The organism is Steroidobacter agaridevorans, from assembly GCF_009932555.1.
In the GTDB taxonomy this organism is placed as follows: Bacteria; Pseudomonadota; Gammaproteobacteria; order Steroidobacterales; family Steroidobacteraceae; genus Steroidobacter; species Steroidobacter agaridevorans.
Genome location: NZ_BLJO01000011.1, coordinates 207,481 through 234,155 on the forward strand (window position 1 = coordinate 207,481; position 26,675 = coordinate 234,155).

Below are 26,675 nucleotides of genomic sequence, written 5' to 3' on the forward strand. Positions count from 1 at the left end.
AATTGTCACTTCGGAAAGCAGCACTGCTCGGGGCGACTGTCATGCAACTATCATCTGTACCGAGCCGCAAGGACAGCATGGGAATCAGCGGCCCGTCATACCCGGCCCCCATGAGCAACTCCGCCCACATCGTTCATTTTTTCCGCAGCGACGAGGAATACGTGCGCGCGGCAGGCTATTTCCTGCGGGAAGGCCTCGAGGCGCACGAGACCTGCGTGGCGGTCGCAACGGCCGAGCATCACCGCCAGCTCGACCGATATCTGCGTGAGAGCGGATTGGATCCCGACCTGCTCTCGGCCGAGTATCGTTACGTGCCGCTGCAAGCCGAACAGATGCTGCCGACATTCTTCGATGCACAGGCCGGTATCGACCAGGACCGTTTCCATCGACAGTTCAACCAACTGGTCATCCAGGCCGCCTCGCGCGGGCAACCGGTGCGACTTTTCGGCGAAATGGTCTCGCTATTGGCGGAGCAAGGCCGGCCGGCGCTGGCCATCCAGCTCGAAGAGCTGTGGAACGAGCTGAGCCGTCAGCACAGCTTCAGCTTGTTCTGTGCCTACAAGGTGTCGCCGTTCACCGAGAATCCGCGTTACCGCAAGCTCCTGCACAGCATTCACAGTCACGTGGTCTGCGAAGGCGCCTGAAGCAGCGGCTCGATCGACTCCATCACCCGACTCAGCGCGCCACGATTCGCGGTCACGATCGCACTCGCCTTCGCGCCCATGTCGGCGCGAGCCGCCGGATTCGCGCATAGCTCCAGAACGGCTGCGGCCAGTCGCTCCGACGAGCTCACCTCTCGCGCAGCGCCGCTCTCGATCATCAGTTGCGCAATGTCGGGCGCGTTGAAATTGTGAGGCCCGACCAGCACCGGACGCTCGAGCACCGCCGGCTCCAACAGATTGTGACCTCCGACGGTCGCAATCAAACTGCCGCCCACGAACGCGATGTCGGCTGCGGCATAAAACATCATCAGCTCACCGAGCGTATCGACCAGCAACACCGAGGTTGCCGGCGTCACCGATTCATTCCGACTGCGCGAAGCAAACTCGACCTGCTCGCTCTTCAACCAGGCGCGCACGGCGTCGAAACGATTTGGATGACGTGGCACGAGCACGAGCAACGCATCGGAGCGTGAAGCAGTCACTGCGCGATGCGCGGCGAGGATCTGTTGCTCCTCACCATCGTGAGTGCTGCCGGCGACCCAGACGGGACGATTTGCGAACTGCGCAGCTCGCAATGTTTCTCCCGCCTCGCGCGCTGCCTGCGGCACTTCGATATCGAATTTCACATTGCCCGTGACCAGGACTCGCTGCGCGCCGATCGAACGATATCGTTCGGCGTCCTGCGATGTCTGCGCCGCCACGGTGACGTTGCCAGAGAGTGCGTCACGAAACAGTGTCGCGAACTTCCGATGCCGGACCGCGGAACGCTCCGAGATGCGCGCGCTCGCGAGCAGGATGGGAATGCGGCGACGTTCGCACTCGCTGAACAGATTCGGCCAGATCTCCCGCTCCATCACGATGGCCAGCGACGGTCGCACACGATCCAGAAAACGACGCACCGCGCCCGGCAGGTCGTAGGGCAAATAGGCATGACGCACCGAGTCCCCGAACAATGCCCGCACACGCTGCGCGCCAGTAGGCGTCGCAGTCGTGATCAACAGCGAGTGCTGCGGGTATTTCTTCAGCAGCGCACGGATCAGAGGAGCGGCGGCCTGCACCTCGCCCACCGACACCGCGTGGATCCATAGCGGACGGATGCCGCTCCCCGGCTGGAATGCCTGAGTGAATCCCAATCTTTCCGACAGCCGGTCGCGATAGGCGGGATCGCGCAGCCCTCGCAAGGCGGTGGCCGCCAGCGCAATGGGCGCAAATACATAAAGGAGTGCGGTATAGACGGAACGCAGCATGTTGTGGTGTTCTTCTATAAGATGGTACCCGCAACCGCTGCCATCTATGAAGTGATGACTACATCACCGCCGGCTCCATCCACTCAAGGCGTCCCGCTCTACCGATTTCTCGGACCCAGGTTCTGGCCCATCTGGCTGGGGCTGGGCATCGTGCGCGCCCTGAATGTTTTGCCATTGCGCATGCAGCTGGCGGTGGGCCGCGCGCTCGGACGGCTGGCTTTTCGCTTCGCGCGCCGGGATCGCCGCATCGCTTCGATCAATATCGCGATGTGCCTGCCGGGCTTGTCCGCGCAGGAGCGTGACGAACTGGTCCGCGAGCACTTCGAATCGCTGGGCTGCACGCTGCTCGAGACTGGCCTGGTCTGGTGGGCCCGCGACGCGCGCCTGCGCAAGCTCATTCAGTTCGAAGGCGAGGAACATTTGCAGGCCGCGCTGGCCAAGGGCCGTGGCGCGCTGATGCTGAGCGCCCACTTCACCACCTTGGAAATGGGTGCGCGGGCGCTGACGCTGCTTGGCCCGACCAGCGTCATGTATCTGACGCCGAGCAATCCGCTGATTGCCGAACTGTCGCGCCGGAACCGCGAAAAACATACCGTCCAGGCGGTCACCAGCGAGCAGATCCGCGAGCTGCTGACCAATCTGAAAAACAATCTGCCGGTCTGGTACGCGCCCGATCAGCGCTACACCGGCAAGAACAGCGAGATCGTGCCGTTCTTCGGCGTGCCGGCGGCGTCCAACGTCGCCACTTCACGACTGGCAAAGATCTCCGGCGCACCGGTGCTACCCTACTTTCCTGAGCGCCGCGCGGACAATTCCGGCTATGTGATCGTGATTCATCCGCCGCTGAAGAACTTTCCTTCCAGCGATCCGGTGGCCGATACGCGCCGCTTTCACGAGCTGATCGAAGATCATGCCCGCCGCAATCCGGCGCAGTACCTGTGGACCTACAAGCGCTTCAAGCGCCCGGACTACGACCCGTATCGACGCTGATGAAGACCCTGTTGCCCCTGCTCCGCCCCCACTATTGGCCGACCTGGCTGGCCATTGGCACGCTCAAGGCGCTGCAGCCGTTGCCGGTTCCCGTGCTCACCGTGCTGGGTCGCGCGCTGGGCAGCCTTGCCGTGCGCCTGCCGCTTTCGTTCGTGCGCATCGCGCGAACCAACATGGGCATCTGCCTGCCGGAGCTTTCCGACGCACAGCGCGAGCTGCTGCTCAAGGAACATTTCAAGAGCCTGGGGCTGGGCATATTTGAAACGGCGATCGCGTGGTGGGGCTCGCAGCGGCGCATCGCCAAGCTCACGCAGCTCGAGGGCATCGAGCATTTGCGAACGGCGCTGGAACGAGGCAAGGGCGCCATCCTGCTCAGCGCGCATTTCACGACGCTGGAAATCGGCGGCCGCGTGTTGTGCGACCAGCTGGCGCATGAGGTGAACATCATGTATCGCCCCACGTCCAATGCCGTGCTCGAGCGGTTTCTGATGCGCAATCGCAGCCATCAGGCCAAGCGAGCCATCCCTCGCGATGACGTGCGCACCCTCATCACGTCGCTGAGGACCAATGAGCCGGTGTGGTATGCACCCGATCAGGCGTATCGCAAGAAGGGCGCGGAGATGGTGCCGTTCTTCGGCATTCCGGCGGCGACCAACACAGCGACTTCGCGCCTCGCCCGCATGACCGGCGCCGCCGTGCTGCCCTACTTTCAGGAGCGCTTGCCGAGCGGCAAGTACCGCATGGTGATCTATCCCATGCTCGAGGAATTCCCCAGCGACGATCCGGTCGCGGACGCGAAGCGCTTCAATCATCTGATCGAATTGCAGGTGCGTCGCACGCCCGAGCAGTACCTCTGGATCCACCGCCGCTTCAAAGGGCTCACGCCGGACTATCCGGACTACTACAAGCGCAAAAAAGCGAGCTAAACCGCGGCTCCGTGCAGCCACTGCCACTGCTGTTCGCCGAATCTCACATCGGCACGCTGGCCTTTGATCTTGTCCAGTGAGCGCCGCAAGCGCGCCAGCACCGCCTGCTCCCAAGCGCCGCGAGGCTCGATGCGGCCGCGGTCGAAGTCGAGCACATACACTTCGGGCTGGCTCCCGGCCAGCAGAATGTTGTTGGCGTTGAGATCGGCGTGATGCACGCCTTCGCGATGGAATGCCGCGATGGTCTTGCCCACTACGCGCCAGCCCGTCTCGGACAGATCGTTGCCAGTAATGACATCGGCGAGCGTGCGAGTGCCGGGCAGCAGCTCGGTGATCAAATCGGCGCGATACGTCACCCAGCCGCGAACGTAACGAGCTGCGACTGGCGCGGGCACCGGCAACCCTCGTCGACGCAGCTCGGCGAGCAAGCGCCATTCGGCAAAGGAGCGGGTGCGGGCGGCGCCAGTCCACAGGTAGCTGTCTTGCGACAGCTTGGCGATGAGGCCGCCGCGACGATAATGGCGCAAGACCCAGCGGATTCCCGTTGAATCGGCACGTGCCGCCGCGACGTTCAACACGGCAATCGAGCTGCGACCGCCGGCGATCTCCTCCAACGCGCCCAGCGACGCCCAGTGAGATCGCGAGAACAATTCTTCGTCCGGCTTACTTAGACGCGAGGCGTCGTATAGGATGCCGCCGCCGGCGGTGGCGATGAATTGCTCGTCGGTCATTCGGACAGCAATGTATAACGACACTCATCCACCTGCCAGCGTCTGCATCCTGCGGCTCTCGGCGATCGGCGATACCTGCCACGTGCTGCCGGTCATCCGCACTTTGCAGGGGGCCTGGCCGAACACCCGCTTCACCTGGGTGATCGGCCGTCTGGAAGCGAAGCTGTTCGGCCATCTGCCCGATATCGAGTTCATCGTGGTGGACAAGCGCGAGGGCACGCTGAAAGCACGCGCCAAGCTGAAAGAACAGCTGCGCGGCCGGCGCTTCGACGTGCTCATGCATATGCAGCTGTCGCTGCGCGCGAGCATTCTCTCGACCGCCATTCCCGCGAAAATCCGGCTTGGCTTCGATCGCAGCCGCGCCCGCGAGATGCAATGGCTGTTCACCAACCTGAGCATCGCGCCGGCAGCGCGCCAGCACGTGATGGACAGCTTGTTCGGCTTCGCCGAGAAGTTCGATGTTTATGACCGGCTGCTGCGCTGGGATATTCCCCTCAGCGACGACGCGGTCGCCTATGCCAACCGGGTCATTCCCGAGCCCGGCAACACCGTCATCATCAGCCCCTGCTCCAGCCATCAGCTGCGCAACTGGCGGCCCGAGTACTACGCGGAGGTCGCGGACTATGCAGTCGCGTCGCTGGGCTTGCGGGTGGTTCTGTGCGGCGGGCCTAGCGAAATCGAGCGGCGCACCGGCGAGCAGATCGTGAGCCTCATGAAGCAGCAATGCCTGAACACCATCGGGCAGGACACGCTGCTGCAATTCTTCGCGACCCTGGAACGCGCGACGCTGCTGATCACGCCCGATTCCGGCCCGGCGCACATGGGCACCGCTGCCGGCATCCCCGTGATCGGCTTGTATGCAGCGACCAATCCGGCGCGCAGCGGCCCTTATTTGAGCCGTCAGTGGTGCGTCGACAAATACGACCTCGCGGCAAAACGGTTGTTGGGCAAGGCCGCCGCCGAGATCCCCTGGACGACCAAGATCGAGCGGCCCGGCGTGATGGACCTGATCACCCCGGACGACGTGATCAAGAAAATGCACTCGCTGCTGCTGAGCCTGGCGCGGCACAAGAAATAACCCGCTTATTGCCCCACCTCACGCGCGCTGCGAAACTGGCGACATGGCCGTCGACCCCAGCCAGCTCCCGAAGCTGCCCATTACGCTCCTGATCATCGCGCGCAACGAAGCGTCCGCGATCGCCCGCTGCCTGGACAGCGTGCCGTTCGCTGCGGAAAAACTGGTGATCGACTCGGGCAGCACCGACGGCACGCAGGCAGTCTCAGAGCGCCATGGCGCCCGGGTGGTCCATCAGGACTGGCTGGGCTTCGGACCGCAGCGCAATTTCGCCAGCACCCAGGCCAGCCATGACTGGATCCTGGTGCTCGATGCCGACGAAGCCTTGTCGCCCGAGCTGGCCCGCGAGCTGCGCGAACGCCTGCCCCAACTCATGCAGTCGTCGAACGCCGGCGCGATTCTGCGGCGGCAGACCTGGTACATGGGCGCACCGATGCGCTGGTATCGACCGATGGTTGGCGAGCGCATGGGCCGCCTCTATCATCGCGGCCGCGCGCGCTGGACCGACGTGCGAGTGCATGAGTCGCTGCGCTTCGAAGGCCCTGCCGCGACCCTCAAGCACCCGTTCATTCATTTGAACAACCCGACCCTGGTGCACAAGCAGCTCAAGACGCTGCGCTATGCCGAGTTGAAGGCGCGCGACTGGCTGGATCGCGGCAAGCCGGTGAACATGTGGCTGACGCCGTTTGTTTATTTGAGCGCGTTCATCAAGGACTACTTCCTGCGACTGGCGTTCCTGGATGGCTGGCGCGGTTTCGTCGTGTCGCAGACGGCGGCGACGTACGCAGCGTACAAGCGCATGCGTTATTACGAGATGCGCCGCAATCCCGAGTCGAAAGACATGGCTGCGGAGCTGTTGCATGGATACGGACTAGACCCGTGAACCGAACATTTTCTACAGAGCACCACGGGTACATGGATGTACCCCGCCGCCATTGGCGGCGGCGAGCGACAAAAAGTCACGCCTTTTTGACCGCTCGCATGAGGGTCGTGGCAGGATGCCCGATCCCGAATTTTATATGATGAGCAAACATTACCTCTTATACGGTTCGGAGCGTTACGCGCTCGCCATCTTGCGCCCTCTGCAGGAAGCGATCTGGGCGCGCGGACACAAAGCCGCCTGGTTCTTCGACGGCCCGGGCGCCGAAGAGCTGCGATCGAATGAAACGTTCCTTCGCACGACGCGCGAGGTGCGTGAGTTCGCGCCGATCGCGGTGCTCACCTCCAGCAATGCCGTGCCGCATTTCTTTCCGGGCGTAAAGGTCGAAGTGTTCCACGGCTTCGATGCCGGCAAGCCGCGTCATATATACATTCGCGGCTTCTTCGATCTGTACTGCACGACCGGCGCGCGCGACACACAGGCGTTCACCGAGAAGTCGCACGAGTTGGGACATTTCGCCGTGAAGGAAACCGGCTGGCCCAAGCTCGATCCGTTCATGCGCGAGCATGGCTCGCCCGAGCCGCCGCCGGTGCGCGCACAGCCCGTGATCCTGTATCACTCGACGTTCTCGCCTTCGTGGAGTGCGGCGCCCATCCTTTACGACAACATCCGTGACATGTCGCGCACCGGACGTTGGCGCTGGATCGTGACATTGCATCCGAAGAGCGCGCCCGAGACGGTTGCCATGTACAAGGCGTTGGAGAACGAATATCTCCGCTTCGCCACCGAGGACAACATCCTCGACCTGTTCCCGCAGGTCGACATGATGATTTCCGACACCTCGTCCGCGCTCAACGAATTCCTGCTGACCTACAAGCCGGTCGTGACGTTCAAGAACCGCCGGCCCGGTCCGCAATTGATCGACATCGATTCGCCGGACCAGCTGCTGCCTTCCATCGAGCGTGCGCTGTCGCGGCCGCCGGAGCTGATGCAGGCGATCCGTGAATACGCCGATTCCATCCACCCGTACCGCGACGGCCGCTCCAGCGAACGCGTGCTCGACGCGGTGGACGACTTCATCGCCGCCGGCGCCCGCAATCGCAAGCCGAAACCGGGCAACTGGTGGCGTAAGATCAAAATCCGCAAGCGCCTGGGCTATTGGGGTCCGGCCTGAGAGTTCACCATGAGCACCGAAATCAAAGTTCCCATTTCGCCGGGCGAGCTGATCGACAAGATCACCATCCTGGAGATCAAAGCCGCCAACATCAGCGACGCCACCAAGCTGGCCAACGTCAAAGTGGAGCTGCAACTGCTCCAGGAGACCTGGCGCAATTCACCTCACGCCACGACTGACATCGACGCCGAGTGGAAACAGCTGCGCGACGTGAACAAGAAGCTCTGGGACATCGAGGACGACATCCGCGACAAGGAGCGTCAGAAGCAATTCGATCAGCAATTCATCGAGCTGGCTCGCGCCGTGTACATCAGGAACGACGAACGCGCGGCGGTGAAGAAGACGATCAACACCAAGCTCGGTTCGAAGATCGTCGAAGAGAAGAGTTACGCGAAGTATTGAGTTCCGTCCGAGAACGCCAAGAGGTTTCGCATGGGATGAAGAGCCATCCTCTTGGGTCGGAGCTGAGTCACGCGCCAATGCGCAGCTGACGTTTCGGCGGCGTCGGGAGCGACCTACCTCCTTCCGGCAGCTTTGTGGCACAGGGATGGGGCCACAACAGCAGGGCTCATCATGGACGTGACCCGAGGAGCGCACTGCGCTCCGGCGGGCGCCCGGTGCCGGAAGGAGGCAGGTCGGTCCCGGCGACGCGAGCCACCAAGGCTCCCATCCGAACTCTCAATCAAACGACCGGGAACGCCACCATGCTGACCATGGCCAGGGTCGCGCCGATGATGGCGCCAGCGGCCACATCGGTCGGGTAGTGCAGGCCCAGCACTACGCGTGACGCCGCCACCAGCGTGGCGAACGGCACCAACAACCAGGCCAGCTCCGGGAAACTGGAGATGGCCAGGATCGTGAAGCTCACCGCGTGCAGCGTGTGGCCCGACGGAAAGCTGTAGCGGTCCAGCGCCGGCGTACCCGGCACGATGCCGGCGAGCGAAATATAGGGACGCTCGCGCACCAGCCGCGACTTGAGATACTTGTACAGCAGCACGCCGACGATGCCGACCACAGCCATGCGCACGGAAGGCATCACGGCCGTTTCGCCGTAGATCGCCGGCAACAGGAAGATCAGGACGTACCAGAACACGCCGTCGCCGAGCTTGCTGACCGCGGCGAACAGGTCACGGACGAAGCGCCGCTGCTGGCAACCCCGGTTCAGACGCAGGCACCACGCGTATTCGTACGCGTCGACCCGGCGAAATATTCCGTCCACACGTGCGGTAGTCATGGCAACTGCTCCTATGATCGAAAGCGGCCGAGGCCCTTTCGATACGCCCATCAAAAGGCGTGACTTTTGCTGGGCTACTCGCGCGATACCTTCGCGCAGTGTCAATTTGCGCTCCGAGTGCTGCGAAGCCTTGACGCCGGCGTGACAGTTGTGTGATTTCGCAGCGGTTTTCTAGGTATTTCCCGGCAGCCGGCCGCGTTCCCGTACAATGTGACAGCTATGTGTCGTTGCAACCGCCGATATTTCGTCCCATGCGCCTGCTGCTGATCGAAGACCACCGTGACATCGCCGCCAACATCGCCGAGTTCTTCGAGGCGACCGGCGACACTGTCGAGCATGTGCTCGATGGCGATCGCGGGCTGCAACTGGCGCTGAATCAGCCGTACGACGCGATCGTGCTCGACCTGATGCTGCCCGGCATGGACGGCTTGTCGCTGTGCCGTCAGCTGCGCCAGGCCGGCCACACGCGCGTGCCGGTGCTGATGCTGACGGCGAAGGACACGCTCCAGGACAAGATCGAAGGCTTCGAAGCCGGCGCCGACGATTACCTGGTCAAGCCGTTCTCGCTCGCCGAGCTGGACGTGCGCCTGAAGGCGCTGCTCCGTCGCGCCAACGTGCCCCCGGCGCAGCGTCTGCTGACCGTCGGCGATCTCACATTCGATCTGGACACGCTCGAAGCCGAGCGCGGCGGCGAACGCATCAAGCTCAATCCAACCACCCGACGTTTGTTGATCGTGCTGTTACAGAACTCGCATCGCGTGGTCACGCGCCAGGAGCTGGAGAAGGAACTGTGGGGCGATCAGCCGCCGCAGGGAGACTTCCTGCGCGCCCACATGCATGCGCTGCGCACGGCCATCGACAAGAACTTCACGACCAAGTTGTTACATACCGTCCATGGCACCGGTTATCGACTTTCGGCGGAACCGCCTCGTCCGTAGGGCGGGCGAGTGGTTCGCGCAGCTCAGCCTGCGCGCACGCATCGCGGGGACGATGATCGCGCTGCTCGCCGGCGCGGGCTTGATCCTGAGCGCCTGGGCCTATCTCGCCGACGAGCGCCTCAAAAGAAACATCACGCTCGATCTGCTTTCCGAAGAGCTGACGCACTTCGAACAGCGCCTGCATGCGGATCGAGGCGCCGAGCCCCTGCGCTCCGCGCGCCTGAGTATTTATCGATCGAGCGATCTCGCCGAGCTGCCGCGGCACATCGCCATGCTCAAGCCCGGCGAAATGCATCGCGTGCGCTCGGGCAAACGTTTGCTCGACGTGCTGGTGCGCGATGGCAACTTCGGCCGGCTGTATATCACTTACGACGTGACCAGCTACGTCGTGCAGGAAAGGATTGCGTTGTTCGTGCTGGGGCTCGGCGTGGTCGGCGTCGTCATCGTGGCCGGCCTCGCGGCCACCGCGATCTCGCGCCGATTGGTGGAGCCGGTGACCGTGCTCGCCGATCGACTCACGCAGATCGATCCAGGCCAGCGACACGTCCGCATCGGCGCGCAGTTCGCGGGCAACGAGCTCGAGCCGATCGCCCGCTCCATCGACACCTTCATGGAACGGCTCGACGGCTTCGTCGAACGCGAGCAATCGTTCACGGCCACCGCCAGCCACGAATTGCGCACGCCGCTCGCGGTCATGCGCGGAGCGGTCGAGCTACTCGAAACGCAGACCGCCGGCCGGCCAGGCGCGGCCAAGGCCCTCGCCCGCATTCAACGCGCCGTGCGGGAGATGACTGAATTCACCGACGCGCTGCTGGCCTTGTCGCGCGAGCCCCAGCTCATCGCGCCGGCCGAGACGACTTGCGATGTCTATGCGGTCCTGGCGCGCGTGGTCGAGGACCAGCGCAGTGTTGCACCAGAAAAGCACATCGTCGTCGAGCTTCGTGGCGGGCCGTTGCGGGTCGCGGCCCCGGAAAGCATGGTCGCCATGACCCTGGGCAACCTGGTGCGCAACGCCGTCCAGCACGGCACGGGCAGCGAGATCCTGTGCCGTTCTCAGGGCCGCGAACTGGTGGTCAGCAACGCCGGCGCCCTGCCCGCCGGCCAGCTGGAAAACATCCCGCCGCGCTTTACGTCGCATCCCGGCGGCCACGGCATGGGCCTGTACCTGGTCCGGCGCATTTGCGAGCGCTATGGCTGGGCGATCCGACTGGAAAATGCCGGCAACGGCGTGACCGCGACCGTGAATTTCTGAATGTCAGCCTGAGCGCACACGGCCGTCCCGAGCCCGGCCGCGCCCCACCCGGTTGTGATAGCATGCCGGCCCCCAAAATACCGGCAACTATCCTTCTTACGAACCAGCTCCACGGAGTTCGTCGATGTCGACCGCAGTAAAACTGAACGTGCCCCCGCAGGGGCAGAAAATCACCATCCAGAACGGCAAGCTCAACGTTCCCGATCAACCCATCATCCCTTTCATCGAGGGTGACGGCACCGGTCCGGACATCTGGCGCGCCTCGGTGCGCGTGATGGACGCAGCCGTGCAAAAGGCTTATGGCGGCAAGCGCAAAATCCATTGGATGGAGGTGTACGCCGGTCAGAAGTCGAACGACATGTTCAATACCTGGCTGCCGGACGAAACCGTCCAGGCGTGCCGCGACTACCTCGTGTCCATCAAGGGCCCGCTGACCACGCCGATCGGCGGCGGCATCCGGTCGTTGAACGTCGCGCTCCGTCAGATGCTGGATCTGTACGTGTGCTTGCGCCCGGTGCGCTGGTTCAAGGGCGTGCCTTCGCCGGTGCGCACTCCGGACCGCGTCGACATGACGATCTTCCGCGAGAACACCGAAGACATCTACGTCGGCATCGAATTCGAAGCCGGCTCGCCGGACAACAAGAAGTTCCTGGAAGCCTTCAAGGCCGCGTTCCCGAAGCAGTACGCGAAGATCCGCTTCCCCGAGACTTCGGGCATCGGCCTGAAGCCGGTGTCGCAGGAAGGCACCGAGCGTCTGTTCCGTGCCGCCGTCGAGTACGCCATCGTCAACAAGCGCAAGAGCGTGACGATCGTGCACAAGGGCAACATCATGAAGTTCACGGAAGGCGCGTTCCGTAACTGGGCGTATGCGCTGGCGGAGAAAGAGTTCGCCGCCCAGACCTACACCTGGGATCAGTGGGAGCGCACCAAGGCCGCCAAGGGCGAGAAGGCCGCGAACGAAGAGCAGGATGCGGCCAAGAAGGCCGGCAAGATCATCATCAAGGACGCGATCGCCGACATCACGCTGCAGCAGGTGCTGACGCGCCCCGAAGAGTTCGACGTGATCGCCACCATGAACTTGAACGGCGACTATCTGTCGGATGCGCTGGCCGCGCAGGTCGGCGGCATCGGCATCGCGCCAGGCGGCAACGTCAACTATGTGACCGGCCACGCGGTGTTCGAAGCGACGCACGGCACGGCGCCGAAGTACGCGAATCTCGACAAGGTGAACCCGGGCTCGGTGATTCTCTCCGGCGAAATGATGCTGCGTTACATGGGCTGGACCGAAGCGGCCGACGCCATCATCAGCGCCATGGACAAGACCATCGCCCAGAAGACGGTCACTTACGACTTTGCACGCTTGATGGAAGGCGCCAAGGAAGTGAAGTGCTCCGAATTCGGCGACGCTTTGATTCGGAATCTGTGACGTCCCTATAAGCATCCCCTCGCAGGGGAATGCTTATTCCTCGCTTAAGGGTCGCCCTCTCCCACCGGAGAGGGCGCTTCCCGCCGGACTTCCCACCTAACCGGCTGTCGCGCCTGCATAGCGGCGCGCTAATATCTCAGACATCTTCAAGGACCCATTGAATATGTCAGCATCATCCGCTTCCGTTCTTTCTCGTGACGCATTGGTCGATACATGCGCAGGCGCGCTGGTCCAATCGTTCGCGGATTACAACGCGGAATACCGTTCCATCACGCGGCGGGCGCCCCAGAAGTTCGAAGCTCGCGACTGGCGCGGCAGCCTGCGCGATGCCGTCGAGCGTATTGAGCTCTATGACAAATGCGTCGATCGCGCCGTGCACCAGATGCAGGCACGGCTCGGCGACGATGTCACCGAGCGCGCGCTCTGGAGCAGCATCAAGCGCCGCTTCACCGAGCTGATCGACGCCCTGCCCGACCTGGAATTCGACAAGACCTTTTTCAACTCCGTCACCCGTCGCACGTTCGGCACGATCGGCGTCGATCCGGCGGTGGAGTTCGTCGCGCTGGATCTGGATCCCATCGCCTCCGTCACCTCCGCGATCGAAACAAACGTTTATGTGAACCGCGGCTCGCTCGAGCTGCTGTTTGAGGAAGTGCTCGCGGACTTCCGCTTCCGCACCCCGTATGTCGACTTCGACCGCAGCGTCCGCACGATCAGCAACGAAGTGCGCGCCCAATGCGAAGTGGATGCCGATGCCTCCAAGCCGCCGCTGCAGGTCGAGCAGATCGAAATCATCCGCACCGTGTTCTTTCAGATGACCCGTGCGTACCTGGTCGGCCGCATCTCCGGGCCGGGCTGGCAGCTGCCTTTCGTGCTGGCTCTGCAAAACACCGAGAGCGGCGTGCGCATCGATGCGGTGATGATGGACGAGAGCACCGTCAGCATCCTGTTCAGCTTCACGCGCTCGTACTTCCATGCGGACCTGGCGCATGTCGGCCAGGCCATCGTGTTCCTGAAGAGCATTCTGCCGCGCAAGCCGGTGAGCGAGCTGTACACAGTGCTCGGCCGCGCCAAGCAGGGCAAGACCGAGCGCTATCGCGAGCTCTTCAAACATTTGCAGAAGAGCGACGACCAGTTCGTGCACGCGCCGGGCGACAAGGGCCTGGTGATGATCTGTTTCACGCTACCGTCGTTCGACGTGGTGTTCAAGATCATCCGGGATCGCTTCGCCTATCCGAAGAACATCCTGCGCGAAGAAGTGCAGAAGAAATACGAAATGGTCTTCAAGCACGACCGCGCCGGCCGGCTGGTCGACGCGCAGGAATTCAAACGCTTGAAGTTCCCCGCGGCCCGCTTCTCGAAGGAGCTGGTCGCCGAGCTGCAGGATGAAGCCGGCAACACGGTGCACTTCGAAGATGGCGACGTGATCATGGATCACGTGTACATCGAGCGCCGCATGACGCCGCTCAATCTGTACATCCGCAATGCTTCGCGCGAAGACGCCGAGAAGGCCGTGCTCGACTACGGCCAGTGCATCCGCGACCTCGCTGTCACGAACATCTTCGCCGGCGACTTGCTGCTGAAGAACTTCGGCGTCACGCGCCACGCTCGCGTGATCTTCTACGACTACGACGAGCTGTGCGCCGTCACCGATTGCCGCTTCCGAGACGTGCCGCAATCGAAGTTCGACGAAGACGACATGCGCGCCGAGGCCTGGTTCCACGTCAACGACAACGACGTGTTCCCGGAAACGTTCATGCAATTCCTCGGCTTCGACGCACACCTCAAGGAAGTGTTCCTGAAGGTCCACGGCGAAATCATGACCGCCGAGTGGTGGCGCGGCATTCAACAGCGCCTGCGGGATGGCGAAGTGCTCGAAGTGCTGCCTTATCACCGCCACCGCGTGCGCGTGTTCAGCAGCATTTGAATCATTTGGGGTCGACGCAGTAGCCACTGAGCAATTCAGCGTGCTCCTGCGTCGACGTGCGCAGTTTCGCGCCCACGATCAGCTCGGCCATCCTGCAGGGCGAGTACTTGGTGACGGCGCGAATCTGCGAGCCGACGCGCACCAGGATGTGATCCGTCCAGCCGCGCTCCGACAACACGATGCGGATCTCATTCACCGGCGTGAACTGGTGTGTCCGGTGGTACGCCACCATCAGCTTCACGTCGCGCGCCGGATCGAACAAGGCGTGCACGAATCTGGGCTGGGAGAGCGTTTTCTTCCAACGCTTTTCGCACTCCACGTAACCGGTCGACTCGACACTCGCGGATTCCGCCAGGGCGATGACCTTGGCCGCCAGCTCCTCTTGCCGAGCGGGGGTTTCTTGCCGGGAATCGATATCGACCCCCTGCTGGACAACGTGGACTTCGTCGCCCTCGGCAGCGCCCAACACCAGCATTGCCGCGATGAACACGCACCCGATGAACAATTTCACGGTTGGACTCCATTCGGACGACGTCGGAACCCTGACTCGGATGTTCCCCCCGGGCCCAAGATCTGGCAAGCCAACGGCGGCGACCTGACCCGGCACGTCACAATTCACCGCGATCCGGCAGTTTCGTGCATGAGCTATGCAATCGCCAGGGACGGGTTCCGGCGAACTGGATGACCCCGCAGCCGTTGCCTAAGATCGGCCGCTTCGCGCTCTCCTACAAGGACTCAAAACATGCATCGATCGCTTCTGTCTCGATCCTCCCTGGCACTGGCCGGCGCCATGGCCCTGCTGAGCTCGGTGTCGAGCACAGCTCAGGCGCCGACCCCCATCGGTAAAGTTGTTTATATCCACGCTGGGACACTGCTCGATCGGCCGGACGCCGCGCCCCGCGGCAACTCGACGCTGATCGTGCGCGATGGAAAGATCGAAGCGATCCGCGATGGCTTCGTTGCACCGGAAGGGGGCGCGAAGCTGGTCGATCTGAGCAAACAGTTCGTGCTGCCGGGCCTGATCGACATGCACGTTCACATCTTCAACGACGATAACAAGATGCGCGCCCGCATCGAGCAGAACAATCGCGATGTGGAAGACAGCTTCGTCATCGGCATCGACAACGCACGCCGCACGCTCGAAGCCGGCTTCACGACGCTGCGCGACCTCGGCTCCGACGTCCACAGCGTCACGGCGCTGCGCGATGGCATCAACAACGGCGTGCTGGCCGGTCCGACGCTTTATGTCGCAGGACGCAGCATCTCCATCACCAGCGGCCACGGCGATTCATCCAACAACACCAATCGTGACATCGCCGAAATGGTGCATGAGCACGCCAACAACACCTGCAACGGTGCAGACGATTGTCGCCGCGCCGTCCGTGCGCAGATCTCTCAAGGGGCGGACGTGATCAAGTTCGCCGCGACCGGCGGCGTCAACAGCAACATCGCCGGCGGCCTGAATCAGCAAATGTTTGCTGACGAGATGAAGGCCATCGTCGACACCGCGCACATGTTCGGTCGCAAGGTGGCCGCGCACGCTCACGGCAATAACGGCATCAAGGCGGCGCTCGAAGCCGGCGTCGACTCGATCGAGCACGGCACGTACACCGACGCGACCACGAACGCACTGTTCAAGAAGCGCAATGCCTGGTTCGTCCCGACCATGGTGGCCCCGCACGCCGCTCTGGCTCAGGCGCAAGCCGGCGCTCGCTCGCAGAACACCTTGCTCAAAGCTCAGGAAGCCGTCGCCAGCCACGCGAAGAACACCGCGGCCGCGATCAAAGACGGTGTGAAGATTGCGTTCGGCACCGACTCGGGCGTCGGCGACCACGCGAAGAATGCGAAGGAGTTTGCGCTGCTGGTGCAGGCAGGCATGACGCCCGCCGCCGCGATCCGCTCTGCGACTCTCGATGCAGCCGCCCTGCTGGGACAGGAAGCCCGCATCGGCTCGCTGGCGCCGGGTAAGGACGCGGACATCATCGCCGTCGGCGCCAGCCCGCTCGAAGATGTGACCCGCCTCGAGAACGTCAACTTCGTCATGCGCCGGGGCGTCGTGCACAAGCTCGACGGCCAGCGCCAGGCGTTCCCCCCGGAACAACTTTCGAGCACCTGATGCTCCGGGTGGCGCTGGCCGCAACGCCAGCGCCACCACGACACGGAACAAAATAACGCCGCGAAAGTCATCACTAGCGACCGGTGCGTTGCTTCATCCGGCCGCCGGCTATGTTAATTTCGGCATTATTTCCGATCGGTCAGGGAGACTCGCCGTGTCGGCTCGAACGCTTCATCTGCCCCGTGACGCAGCCTGGCCGCTGCGGAGCGACTTCAAGACCTCGTTGATCGGCTGGGGCGGCTTCATCGCCCTGCTGACGTGCTATTGCATGGCCTACCAGGTCATCGTGGACAACATCCCGGCGGAGCGGGCATCCGCAATCTCGATTACCGAAGTCTTCAAGAACTGGGGCGTCTGGCTCGTGACCACGCCCGTGATCTTCGCGACGCTTCGTAAGTACTCCACCAAATGGCACGACCGGGCGGTCGAATTCGTCGCACTGGTCGCGATTGTGGTGTTCCTGTCGACCGCCGTGCCGGTCGCCATCGATTTGCTGACGAACGCACGGGATGCGGCGACCAGCCTGATGATATTTCTGCCCCGTTATGTGGCAGTCGTCGGCGTCGTGTATCTGGTCTGGCACGTCTTCTTGAGAGATCGGCGAGCGCTGACCGAGAGCGTCGATGTCGCGCCGGCTATTGAGCTCGAACCGGCGCCCCTGACGCCGGAGCCCGAGCCGGCCGCGGCCGGGCAAGACGCCCTGCTGGTCAGCAAGGGCGCCGACCAATGTTTGATCCTGATCAGTCGCATCGAGTGCGTCAGCGCCGCCGGCAACTATGTCGAGATCGTCGAGCGCGGTCAGCGCTATCTGATGCGCGCCACGTTGAAGCAGGTCGAGGACTTGCTGCCCGCCACCGATTTCATCCGCATCCATCGCTGCCATCTGGTCCGGCGGGACGAAATCGAGCGCATCAAGACCCAGCCCTCGGGCAACGGCACCGTGCAATTGCGCGGCGGCCAGGCTCTGCCCATGAGCAAAAAGCACAAACAAGCCCTGCAGCGCTACCGCCCGGCGGAATAACAGCCCCGGACGTTCGTCCCAAGGCCGGCCATTCGTCCCTCGGACGCCTCCCATTCGTCACATCGCGCCCTCGGTCATCACATTTCGCTCGCGGGCCTCGCGCGCCCTCGCTTCAATGGGCTCACCGCCAAGGAGAGCCCGCCCGTCATGCGCCCGCCGGCCACAGCGACTCATCTGGACCGTCGTAGTTTTCTGAAAGCGTCGCTCTCCGCCGCCGGCGCGCTGCTGATTTCGATCCCCCTGCCTCCCCGTTCGTCGCTGGCTGCGCGAACGGCGGGGGCGTCATCCGCCTGGTGCGTCTATTTGACGCTGCATCCGGACAACACCGCCGAGCTCATGTCGCCGGTCATGGAGATGGGCCAGTTCATGCGGACCACCGGCCCGATGATCCTGGCCGATGAAATGGACCTGGACTGGTCGCGGGTGACGGTCACCAAAGACGAGCCCGTCCGGATGATCCGGAACGACACAGGCGAGGTCGCCTACGAGTTCGGTCAATCCAGCGCCGGCGGCAGTCAGACCGTCCGAAACAACTGGGATTACATGCGCCGCGCAGGCGCGACTGTTCGCCGGATGCTGTTGGAAGAAGCGGCGGCCCGGTGGCAGGTACCGGCAGACACGTTGATCGCCCGGGATAGCTTTGTCATCGACCCGAACGGCGACCGTCGCCTCAGCTATGGCGAACTCGCCGCCAAGGCTGCCAGCCGCCAGGTTCAACCCGAGCAGATCGAGCTCAAACAACGCGCCGACTATCGCATCATGGGCAAGGACGCGGGCGTCGTGGACATTCGCGACATCGTGATGGGACGCCCGCTGTTCGCCATCGACGAGGATTATCCCAACGCGTTGCAGGCAGTGATCGAGCGCGCACCGGCGCTCCACGCAGAGATCGCGAGCTACAACAAGGATGCCGCGCTGGCGATTCCCGGCGTCCGCCACATCATCGAGCTGCCGCGCAAAGTCGAAGACCATTGGCCGGGCGGCGATGCGCAAGTCCTGGCAGCGGGAATTGCCGTGCTCGCGGACAGCCTGTGGGCCGCGATGCAAGGTCGCAAAGCGCTGCAAGCTCAATGGAAGAATGCCACCACCGACGACTCGACTCAGCAGATCCAGGAGTTTCATCGCCTGGTCGCCGGCAACGGCGTAGCAAACAAACTCGTCGATGACGGCGACGTGGACGCCGCGTTCGCCACCGCCGATCTGGTGCTCGATCACACGTACGAGAAACCGCTGTTCGCGCATGCGTGCATGGAGCCGCACAACTGCATTGCCGACGTTCGCAGCGATAGCGCCACTGTCATCGCCGGCCATCAGGTTCCGCATTGGATCGCCCGCGAGGTCGAACTCATCGCGGGCATCGATGCATTGAAGGTCAAAGTCATCGGCAAACGCATGGGCGGCGGCTTCGGCCGACGCAGCGAGCTCGACTTCATCCGCGAAGCCGTGACGTTGAGCCATCGGATCAAAGGGCCAGTCAAAGTCACCTGGACGCGCGAAGATGAGATTCAGCGCGATTTCTTCGATGCCGCCGCCGTAATGCGCGTGCGGGCAGCGATCAAGGACAAGCGCATCGTCGGATGGCAGCATCGCCAAGCCCAAACCCGCGGCCGACCCGAGGCCAGCGACTATTTTCCCGCGAAGGTCGTATCGAACTATCGCGTCGAGCAGTTCGCTGCTACTTCGAACATTCCCTGCGGCCCATGGCGCGCGCCCACTCAGTTGCAATGGGCTTTCGCAACCGAGTCCATGCTCGACGAACTGGCGCACGCAACTGGCCAGGATCCACTCGCGTTTCGTTTGCAATGGCTGCAACCGTATCGGGAATATGAAATCAAGAACTGGGCGGCGAAGAGCATTCATTCCGGCCGCATGGCGAAGTGTTATGAAGCCGCCGCACGGCTCGCGGATTGGAAACGTCCACGCCCCAAGGGCACGGGGCTGGGCATCGCCGGCCACTTCACATTCGGCACTTATGCAGCGTGCGTGCTGGAAGTCAGCGTCGGCGACACCGATGAGCTGAAGATCCTGCGCGCCTGGGGTGCGATCGACTGCGGTTTCGCCATCAACCCGAATCACATCCGCTCGCAAATGGAAGGCGGCTTCGTCGACGGACTGAACGCGGCGCTGTTCAACGATGTTCAGGTCAGCGCAGGCCGCGTCGTCAACGATAACTTCAACACCTTGCGCTGGATGCGCCTGCGCGAGGCGCCGATGTCCATCGAAGTCGAAATCGTCGACAGCGGTTACGACCCGACCGGCGTCGGCGAACCGCCACTCGCGCCCGCCGGCGCGGCGCTGGCGAATGCCATCTTCGCGGCCTGCGGTAAACGAGTGCGTCGCATGCCCATCGCGGCCAGCTTCAAAATCTGAGCGAACCCATGCCCATCGAATTCACCCTGAACCGCCAACCGGTCGCCGCGCCCGATGACAAGGCAGACATGCCGCTGTTGTGGTTCTTGCGCGAGGACTTGCGACTCAAAGGCACGAAGTTCGGCTGCGGCATCGGACAGTGCGGCGCTTGCACGGTGCTCGCCAACGGCAGCGTCGTCCGCTCCTGCCTGATGCGCCTGACCGACGCGAAGGGCCTGTCCATCGTCACCATCGAAGGCCTGGCGCGCGACGAACAACATCTGCATCCAGTGCAGCAGGCCTGGATCGAAACCGATGTGCCTCAATGCGGCTATTGCCAGGGTGGCCAGATCCTGTCCGCCGTCGCCTTGCTCGAACGCACGCCCCATCCCAGCGACGCCGACATCGACGCGGCCATGACCAACATTTGCCGCTGCGGATCCTATGTGCGAATCAGAAAGGCCGTGAAGGCCGCGGCCCTGCGGAGCAAGACGACTCAGCTGTAACTCAGATCTTGATTTTGCCGGCCCAGATATCCCGATACATCACCCAATCGCCGCGGAAGCTGTAGAGGGGGCGGCTGAAGCTCGCCGGCTTGTTCTTCTCGAAGGCGAAATGGCCGATCCAGGCGAAGCCGTACCCGCACAACAGACCCACCAGCAGCCAATAACCGTCGCCCGTGCCGATCAGCAGCACCAGGCAACCGAGCGCCAGGGTCGAACCGATGAAGTGCAACAGCCGACAGGTGCGATTGCTGTGCTCGCTGAGGTAGAAGGGATAAAATTCCTCGAAGGTCTGGAACGACTTCGGGTCGACGGCAGTCGCGGGCTTCGTGTCCATGCGGCTTCCCCCGGCAATCGATTTACCGCATACCTTGCGCCTCTGCGCGGCAAACAGCAATGAGTTACGACGATATCCCCGACGTCCGCGATGGCCTGACCCGCAAGGAACGAATCGTGCTGTATGTGCTCCACGAGACGCAGAAGGAGCGCGGCGACCACAACGTACCGACCCCGATGCTATGGGGTCGCGTTTGTGAGTATTTTTATATCAGCCCCGAAGAGCTGTCGAAGATGCTGGCCCGCCTCGGCGCGATGAAATACCCGGGCCAGCGCTAGCCCAGGGTCGCATTCGCCTCCGCTGCGATCTGATACGACCGCAAGCGCGCAGCATGATCGTAGACCATGGACGCGACGATGATTTCGTCCGCGCCCGTGACTTCTGCAAACGCCTTCAACTCACGACGCACCGTCTCGGGCGAGCCGATCGCCGAGCAGGTCAATACCTCGTCCAGAATCGACCGATCGTGCGGATGCAGATTTTCGTAATACCCCGGCACCGGCGGCTGTAATTTCTTCGGCGTACCGGAGCGCAGATTCACAAACGCCTGCTGCATCGAGGTCACGAGCACCTTCGCTTCCTCATCCGTATCCGCGCCGAATACATTGAACCCCACCATCGCGTAAGGCTTGTCCAGATACTGCGACGGCTTGAAGCGCGCCCGATAGATTTCCAACGCATGCATCATCTGCGCGGGGGCGAAATGCGAGGCGAACGCGAACGGCAGGCCCAAGGCCGCCGCCACCTGCGCACCAAACAGGCTGGACCCAAGAATCCAGAGAGGAACATTCAATCCCTGCCCCGGCACTGCCTGCACTCGCTGACCTTCCTGCAACGGCCCGAAGTACGCCATCAGCTCCAGCACATCCTGCGGAAACGCATCCGGATCCGAATTGAGCGTGCGGCGTAGCGCACGGGCCGTGGCCTGATCCGATCCTGGCGCGCGCCCCAATCCCAGATCGATCCGACCTGGGAACAACGATTCCAACGTGCCGAATTGTTCGGCCACCGTCAGCGGCGAATGATTCGGCAGCATGATGCCGCCCGCCCCGACCCGGATGGTCGACGTGCCCGCCGCAACGTGACCGATCACAACCGCCGTGGCCGCGCTCGCGATGCCCGGCATGCTGTGATGTTCGGCGAGCCAGAACCTGCGATAACCCCACCGCTCCGCGTGCTGGGCAAGGTCGAGCGAATTGCGCAGGGACTGCGCGGCGTCACTGCCCACCGGGATCGGCGACAGGTCGAGTACGGATAGAGTAGCCATGGCCGCAGAATACTTGAGCCGCGGCCCCCAGATTCAAGCCATGCAGGAACGACTGAAGTTCACCGCGGGGCTACCGTGCCGGCAAGCCTGCGACCACGAACGCGCTGATGTCCTGAATTTGCTTATCGTTCAGCAGGGTCTGCATGGGAGGCATCTGCACGCCGCCCATACGTACTTTGTACAGCACCTTCTCCGGCTCGTTCTGCCCGAGCAACGACGGCGCTCCATCGTTCACTCCTTCCCCCTTGGCGCCATGGCAGGCGGCGCAGTGCTGAGCGAACAAGGCGCGACCTCTGGCGACTTCTGCGCTGTTCATCACCGGGCGCGATGCTCCAGCGATCGTGGGAATCGGATCACTTTGTCCCTGGGGCTTTCGACCGCCTGGCAGCGCAAGCGCCACCAGTTCCGCCGGATGCTGCCGCGTCGACACTGCTATCACAATGTACTGCCGCCCCTTATGCATATAAGTCATCGGCGCACTCGTGCTCTTCGAGGGCAATTCAATCTCGGCCACGACCGAGCCGGTCGTCTTGTCGTAAGCACGGAACATCCTGCCGCCCGGATCGCCGCTCAACGAGCCGCTCTCACCGAGAAACAACAGGGATTTCGTTACCAACGGGCTAGGGCGAATGGACGTCTGCCCCATGCTGGAAAAATCCAATCCCAGTCCCTGCAGGTCTGGATGATTGCGGACGTGCTCCGGCGCCGGACCGATCGCGCGAGACCAGCGGTGCTCGCCGGTGTTCATATCCGTTGCAGTGACCTTGCTCCACGGCGGCCTCACGACCGGCAATCCTCGCGGCCCTTGCACCGTCGCCGTAGTTGCACGCACGTAGTCGAAGTTGGTGAGCTTGCGATCCGCCGGCGTGAGCGCAGCGATCATCGGAGAGTTCTTCGTCGGCACATACATCATGCCGCTCTCCGGATCGAACGCCGCTCCATTCCAATTGGAACCGCCGCCATACCCCGGACTCACCCATGTTCCCTGCGTGCCGCCCTCGATGACCCGACTCGTCGGCGTGTACATCGGCCCGCGCACATACTTCGACGCAATCGCAAGCGCCTCGCTCCGGAGCTGCGGCGTGAAATCGATGAGATCGTCTTCGTGATAACCCAGCCGCTCATACGGCGCGGGCTTCGTTGGGAATGGCTGCGTCGGTGACAATCGCTCGCCGGGCACATCGGACTGGGGCACCGACCGCTCTTCGATGGGCCACACCGGCTTGCCGGTCACGCGATCGAACACGAATGACATCGCTTGCTTGGTCACCAGCGTGACGGACTTGATACGACGGCCATCGACAGTGATGTCGCCGAGAATCGGCGCCGCAGGGGGATCGTAGTCCCACACACCGTGATGAACGATCTGGAAATGCCAGACGCGCTTGCCGGTCCTGGCATTCAGGCAGACCAGGCTTTCGGCGAACAGGTTGTCGCCCAGCCGGTGGCCGCCGTAGAAATCGTGCGATGGCGTCTCGACCGGCAGATACACATATCCCAGCTCGGGATCCGCACTCATCGTGGTCCATACACCGGTGTTGCCGCTGTACTTCCAGGAACCGTTCTCCCAAGTCTCCACACCGAACTCATCTTCCTGCGGAATGGTGTGGAAGATCCACAGCCGCTTGCCCGTGCGCACGTCGTAGCCGCGAATGTGACCCGGCACCGCCTCTTTGTTCACGGCTGTGACTTCGGAAACGACTTGCACCACGACTACATCGCCCACCACGATGGCCGGCGACGACGAGCCCACCATGGGCACCGGCCGATCGGTGAGCTGTTCCTTCAACAACACCGTGCCATTGACGCCGAACTTGGGATCGACCTTGCCCGTGCGCGCATCGATGGAAATCAACCGGCCGTCGAGCGTGTTGTGGAATAAACGTTTGTTCTTGCCATCGGTCCAGTACGCAAGTCCGCGCCCACTCGCAGGGACACCGCCGCGGCCTTGAATTTCTTTCGGCTCTGGCGTGAACACCCACAAGGTTTCGCCGGTTTCGGGATCGATGGCCGCCGCTTGATGCAAACCCGTGCTCGTGTACAGCACCCCGTCGACCATCAAGGGCGTGGCCTTCAGATTCGTGTCTGCAGACTTGCCGATGGGCAGCGACCGCCACCGCCATGCGATCTGCAGATCCTTCACGTTGGAGCGATCGATCTGAGACAACGGCGCGTAACGGGTCGAGCCCGCATCGCCGGCGTAGTGCGGCCACTCGCCGTCGCTCGTGCCTTGTTGAGCCATGGCGACGTGGGCTACGCCCAAGAGCGCCAGCGCGAGCTTTGCGGTGACAAATCGTTTCATGGCGTCGCCACCGTCGCGGGCCGCTCAAAGCCGGGCTCGAGCTGGACGCCGAAACTGTTGATGGCCAGGCCCGTCATGGTGTAGCCACCCACGGTGTAGATGATCTCGACTCGCTGCTTGGCGTCGTAATACTTCGACAACAACTTCCAAGTGTCGTCTCGAATGAACGCCTCGCGACGCAATTCATCCGCTGCCTGCAGCACGGACGCTTGCTCATCGTTCCAGCCGGTCGCCTGCGGCCCCTTCGCTATACGGCGAATGTCGTCATCCGATAATCCGGCCGCCTTGGCTGTCGCGACGTGATGTCCCCACTCGTAATCACTGCGAATCAGCCACGCTGTGCGCAGGATGAGCAATTCCCGCGTTGCCGGCGGCAATGAGGAGTCCCGTTGCACATAGCTGCCAAACTTGAGGCGCGGCCCATACAAGCCCGGGTGATGAATCAGCGTCGCATACAGATGGGGAAGCTTGCCGTCCTTGATCTGCGGTTGAACGATCTCACGTTGCTCCGGCGTCATCTCCGTCAGCGCGAGAGGCTTCAGGCGCGGCGCTGACAAACGCGGCGACTGCGGATATGAAGCAAGGCGCGGCGGCGGCAAGTCCTTGGGCAGGCGATCATCCAGCTCAGGATCGAGCTGCACACCGAGGCTGTTCAATGCCATCGATACCAACTGATACTGCGCGGCCGTGAACAGCGATTCCATTACTTGTTGCGGCGAATATTTCGTCAGCAACGCACGCCAGGTCGCATCGCTGATCATCGTGTCGTAGCGCAGCTCATCGACCAGTTGTATCAGCGCACGCTCGAACGGCGCCCAACCGGCATCCGGCCCTTGAGCAATGCGACGAATCTCGGCATCGGTCAGCCCAGGCGCGCCCTTCGCTATGCGAGCGTGTTGCGACCATTCGTATTCGGACTGGCACAGCCATCCCATCCGCAACATGACGATCTCCCGCTCACGCGGCGGCAGGCTGGAACCGCTCAACAGGAACTGCCCCAGAGGACTCCAACGGTTATAGAGATCGACGTGGTGCGCGAGCGTTTTGTATATGTTGTAGTCGGCCCGACGCGCCAGCATGGCCTGCTGCTCGGGCGTTGCTTTGGATTTATCGAGCGGGGCGAGCCGCGGCGCGCTCAAGCGCTTGGAGAATGTTTCAGGCGCGTCCGCCGCGACTGCAGGAATGCTGATCGCCGACACAGCAAGCATCATCGCGACCGCCAGACCGCGCATTCCATTTCTTTGCATTGTTCCTCCCCCTACTGCAGTCCATAGCATCGTAGGTCGGGCCGCGACAGCGCAGCAGTCAAGAAGCGTGAAGCGTTCCGTTCCGCAGCTCGGACCTGTAGCCGTTCCACGACGAAAAAAAGCCCGCGTCCTTCCGGAAGCGGGCTGGCTTAGCGTCGGGTCGTGACAGCGCGAATTACTGTCCGCGAGTCTCTTCGTTGTGCTTGGCTTCGTGGATGTCGCGGCTCTGCTGATTCATGTCCTGATGCAGGTCGATGCGCTCGTCCCGGGTCAATGTGCCATCGGCCTTGTACTGCTGTTCGGTCTGACGAATCTCCCGCCGCCCATCCCGCAGCTCGCGAGCTTCGTCGTGGGTCAACTCGCCTGTCTTCACGCCATTGACGATCCGACCGGTTTGATTCACCTGCCGATGATTCACGCCCGGATCGCGGGCCGCTACTGGTGTCGCTACGGGGCGATCCTGGGCGTCGTGCTTCTGTTTGTAGATGTCGCGGCTGGCTTGGTTCTGCTCATGATGGAGATCAACGCGCTCGGCACGGGTCAGCTGACCATCGGACTTATAAGCCCGCTCCAACTGGCGAATATCACGTTGGCTCGCCGCCAGGTTTCGAGTCTCTCGACGAGTCAGCTCCCCGGAACGAACGCCCTGCCGAACGCGCTGATGTTGATTCTGCTGCCCAGCATTGACGCCAGGACCCCGCACCCCGGCCTCGGCCTGACTCAAGCTGGCGACACCCAGAACGCCGGCAACCATCAACACCAAAGTGAAGCGACTCTTAGTGACGTTGAAGACCTGCATACGACCACCCTCGTGTTGTTCCCTGAGGCGTATAACGCGGGGCGCGCTGGCGGGTTGACGTGAGGTTTATGGTTAAGTGTTGCGGTGGCTCGCTGGCGACTAAGAGTGCGTTCGATGTGGCAGTGGCTCGGCGGGGGAAGCTCGCGCCTTGGCTGGTGACGTGACGTTTTCTTTAAGAGCGCGTTCGATGTGGCAGTGGCTCGGCGGCGGCTGCCGCGGGGGTCTCGGGAAACTCGCGAGCGTCTTCACTGTTGGCGGGCTTTGCGTTCGAT

Annotated in this window: 26 protein-coding genes; 17 read left to right on the top strand and 9 right to left on the bottom strand. The window is 62.8% G+C overall.

Translation table 11 applies throughout. The annotated features are described in order from the left end of the window. The first annotated feature begins 41 nt into the window (after positions 1–41). Positions 42–644, top strand: coding sequence for an MEDS domain-containing protein (locus GYH35_RS32255; protein WP_161830509.1), 603 nt, complete (start codon positions 42–44; stop codon positions 642–644). Here GYH35_RS32255 and waaA read toward each other — a convergent pair. Further along, complete coding sequence (gene waaA, locus GYH35_RS32260) at positions 620–1,909, bottom strand: lipid IV(A) 3-deoxy-D-manno-octulosonic acid transferase (protein WP_161830510.1); 1,290 nt, start codon at positions 1,907–1,909, stop codon at positions 620–622. The two genes, GYH35_RS32255 and waaA, sit on opposite strands and share 25 nt — an antisense overlap. Positions 1,910–1,930: 21 nt before the next feature. Here waaA and GYH35_RS32265 point away from each other — a divergent pair, with 21 nt between their 5' ends. Both GYH35_RS32265 and lpxL read left to right on the top strand, forming a co-directional pair. Continuing rightward, entirely contained in the window at positions 1,931–2,899 is a 969-nt protein-coding gene (locus GYH35_RS32265) for an LpxL/LpxP family acyltransferase (protein ID WP_161830511.1), read from the top strand. Beyond that, the gene (lpxL, locus tag GYH35_RS32270; RefSeq protein WP_161815650.1) at positions 2,899–3,825 is read left to right on the top strand and encodes an LpxL/LpxP family Kdo(2)-lipid IV(A) lauroyl/palmitoleoyl acyltransferase; all 927 of its coding nucleotides are present in this window, start codon (positions 2,899–2,901) and stop codon (positions 3,823–3,825) included. The genes GYH35_RS32265 and lpxL overlap by 1 nt, the downstream gene beginning before the upstream one ends. On the opposite strand, the gene GYH35_RS32275 is transcribed toward lpxL, so the two are convergent. After that, positions 3,822–4,556, bottom strand: a complete 735-nt coding sequence (locus GYH35_RS32275) for a 3-deoxy-D-manno-octulosonic acid kinase (protein WP_161830512.1) — start codon at positions 4,554–4,556, stop codon at positions 3,822–3,824. The two genes, lpxL and GYH35_RS32275, sit on opposite strands and share 4 nt — an antisense overlap. 10 nt (positions 4,557–4,566) lie before the next feature. Between GYH35_RS32275 and GYH35_RS32280 the strand changes: the two genes are divergently transcribed. From GYH35_RS32280 to GYH35_RS32295, 4 genes are all read left to right on the top strand, one after another. After that, a complete protein-coding gene (locus GYH35_RS32280; protein WP_161830513.1) occupies positions 4,567–5,634 on the top strand; it encodes a glycosyltransferase family 9 protein in 1,068 nt (355 codons plus the stop codon). Positions 5,635–5,677: 43 nt separating this feature from the next. Then, positions 5,678–6,514: a glycosyltransferase family 2 protein gene (locus GYH35_RS32285; RefSeq protein ID WP_161830514.1), complete on the top strand. Its 837-nt coding sequence runs from the start codon at positions 5,678–5,680 to the stop codon at positions 6,512–6,514. A gap of 139 nt (positions 6,515–6,653) precedes the next feature. Further along, positions 6,654–7,685: a CDP-glycerol glycerophosphotransferase family protein gene (locus tag GYH35_RS32290; RefSeq protein ID WP_161830531.1), complete on the top strand. Its 1,032-nt coding sequence runs from the start codon at positions 6,654–6,656 to the stop codon at positions 7,683–7,685. Between the two features lie 9 nt (positions 7,686–7,694). Further along, entirely contained in the window at positions 7,695–8,087 is a 393-nt protein-coding gene (locus GYH35_RS32295) for a DUF6165 family protein (RefSeq protein WP_161830515.1), read from the top strand. A gap of 280 nt (positions 8,088–8,367) precedes the next feature. Here GYH35_RS32295 and GYH35_RS32300 read toward each other — a convergent pair whose 3' ends face one another. Beyond that, the gene (locus GYH35_RS32300; protein ID WP_161815656.1) at positions 8,368–8,919 is read right to left on the bottom strand and encodes a phosphatase PAP2 family protein; all 552 of its coding nucleotides are present in this window, start codon (positions 8,917–8,919) and stop codon (positions 8,368–8,370) included. A 251-nt stretch (positions 8,920–9,170) separates the two neighbouring features. Here GYH35_RS32300 and GYH35_RS32305 point away from each other — a divergent pair, with 251 nt between their 5' ends. The 4 genes from GYH35_RS32305 to aceK all read left to right on the top strand — a co-directional run bounded on the left by GYH35_RS32305 (position 9,171) and on the right by aceK (position 14,462). Continuing rightward, entirely contained in the window at positions 9,171–9,857 is a 687-nt protein-coding gene (locus tag GYH35_RS32305; RefSeq protein WP_161830516.1) for a response regulator transcription factor, read from the top strand. After that, the gene (locus GYH35_RS32310) at positions 9,814–11,109 is read left to right on the top strand and encodes a sensor histidine kinase (protein WP_161815658.1); all 1,296 of its coding nucleotides are present in this window, start codon (positions 9,814–9,816) and stop codon (positions 11,107–11,109) included. The genes GYH35_RS32305 and GYH35_RS32310 overlap by 44 nt, the downstream gene beginning before the upstream one ends. A 124-nt stretch (positions 11,110–11,233) precedes the next feature. Continuing rightward, the gene (gene icd, locus GYH35_RS32315; protein ID WP_161815659.1) at positions 11,234–12,535 is read left to right on the top strand and encodes an NADP-dependent isocitrate dehydrogenase; all 1,302 of its coding nucleotides are present in this window, start codon (positions 11,234–11,236) and stop codon (positions 12,533–12,535) included. Positions 12,536–12,698: 163 nt separating this feature from the next. Continuing rightward, positions 12,699–14,462 (top strand): bifunctional isocitrate dehydrogenase kinase/phosphatase, encoded by a 1,764-nt coding sequence (gene aceK, locus GYH35_RS32320; protein ID WP_161815660.1) that lies wholly within the window; start codon positions 12,699–12,701, stop codon positions 14,460–14,462. Position 14,463: 1 nt separating this feature from the next. Here the strand turns inward: aceK and GYH35_RS32325 are convergent, their stop codons facing one another. Next, positions 14,464–14,973, bottom strand: coding sequence for a hypothetical protein (locus GYH35_RS32325; protein WP_161830517.1), 510 nt, complete (start codon positions 14,971–14,973; stop codon positions 14,464–14,466). Positions 14,974–15,204: 231 nt separating this feature from the next. Between GYH35_RS32325 and GYH35_RS32330 the strand changes: the two genes are divergently transcribed. The 4 genes from GYH35_RS32330 (at position 15,205) to GYH35_RS32345 (ending at position 20,454) form a co-directional block, all read left to right on the top strand. Beyond that, on the top strand, positions 15,205–16,578 hold the full coding sequence (locus tag GYH35_RS32330; protein ID WP_161815662.1) for a metal-dependent hydrolase family protein: 1,374 nt from the start codon (positions 15,205–15,207) through the stop codon (positions 16,576–16,578). A gap of 154 nt (positions 16,579–16,732) precedes the next feature. Beyond that, entirely contained in the window at positions 16,733–17,599 is an 867-nt protein-coding gene (locus GYH35_RS32335; RefSeq protein ID WP_161815663.1) for a LytR/AlgR family response regulator transcription factor, read from the top strand. A 147-nt stretch (positions 17,600–17,746) separates the two neighbouring features. After that, on the top strand, positions 17,747–19,969 hold the full coding sequence (locus GYH35_RS32340) for a xanthine dehydrogenase family protein molybdopterin-binding subunit (protein WP_161830518.1): 2,223 nt from the start codon (positions 17,747–17,749) through the stop codon (positions 19,967–19,969). A gap of 8 nt (positions 19,970–19,977) precedes the next feature. Next, on the top strand, positions 19,978–20,454 hold the full coding sequence (locus GYH35_RS32345; protein ID WP_161830519.1) for a (2Fe-2S)-binding protein: 477 nt from the start codon (positions 19,978–19,980) through the stop codon (positions 20,452–20,454). A gap of 1 nt (position 20,455) precedes the next feature. Here the strand turns inward: GYH35_RS32345 and GYH35_RS32350 are convergent, their stop codons facing one another. After that, positions 20,456–20,788, bottom strand: coding sequence for a DUF962 domain-containing protein (locus GYH35_RS32350; RefSeq protein ID WP_161830520.1), 333 nt, complete (start codon positions 20,786–20,788; stop codon positions 20,456–20,458). Between the two features lie 59 nt (positions 20,789–20,847). Here GYH35_RS32350 and GYH35_RS32355 point away from each other — a divergent pair, with 59 nt between their 5' ends. Beyond that, positions 20,848–21,066 carry a hypothetical protein gene (locus GYH35_RS32355; RefSeq protein ID WP_161815666.1) on the top strand — a complete coding sequence of 73 codons (219 nt, stop codon included), beginning with the start codon at positions 20,848–20,850 and terminating at the stop codon, positions 21,064–21,066. Here GYH35_RS32355 and GYH35_RS32360 read toward each other — a convergent pair. The 4 genes from GYH35_RS32360 to GYH35_RS32375 form a co-directional block, all read right to left on the bottom strand. Then, entirely contained in the window at positions 21,063–22,055 is a 993-nt protein-coding gene (locus GYH35_RS32360) for an LLM class flavin-dependent oxidoreductase (protein WP_161815667.1), read from the bottom strand. The genes GYH35_RS32355 and GYH35_RS32360 overlap by 4 nt on opposite strands. Positions 22,056–22,125: 70 nt before the next feature. After that, positions 22,126–24,357, bottom strand: coding sequence for an outer membrane protein assembly factor BamB family protein (locus GYH35_RS32365; protein ID WP_161830521.1), 2,232 nt, complete (start codon positions 24,355–24,357; stop codon positions 22,126–22,128). Continuing rightward, the gene (locus GYH35_RS32370; protein WP_161830522.1) at positions 24,354–25,604 is read right to left on the bottom strand and encodes a carboxymuconolactone decarboxylase family protein; all 1,251 of its coding nucleotides are present in this window, start codon (positions 25,602–25,604) and stop codon (positions 24,354–24,356) included. Before GYH35_RS32370 ends, GYH35_RS32365 begins: the two co-directional genes overlap by 4 nt. 175 nt (positions 25,605–25,779) lie before the next feature. Further along, positions 25,780–26,022: a hypothetical protein gene (locus GYH35_RS32375; protein ID WP_161830523.1), complete on the bottom strand. Its 243-nt coding sequence runs from the start codon at positions 26,020–26,022 to the stop codon at positions 25,780–25,782. On the opposite strand from GYH35_RS32375, the gene GYH35_RS32380 reads away from it, so the two are divergent. Beyond that, positions 25,999–26,466 carry a hypothetical protein gene (locus tag GYH35_RS32380; RefSeq protein WP_161830524.1) on the top strand — a complete coding sequence of 156 codons (468 nt, stop codon included), beginning with the start codon at positions 25,999–26,001 and terminating at the stop codon, positions 26,464–26,466. The genes GYH35_RS32375 and GYH35_RS32380 overlap by 24 nt on opposite strands. Positions 26,467–26,675 lie beyond the last annotated feature (209 nt).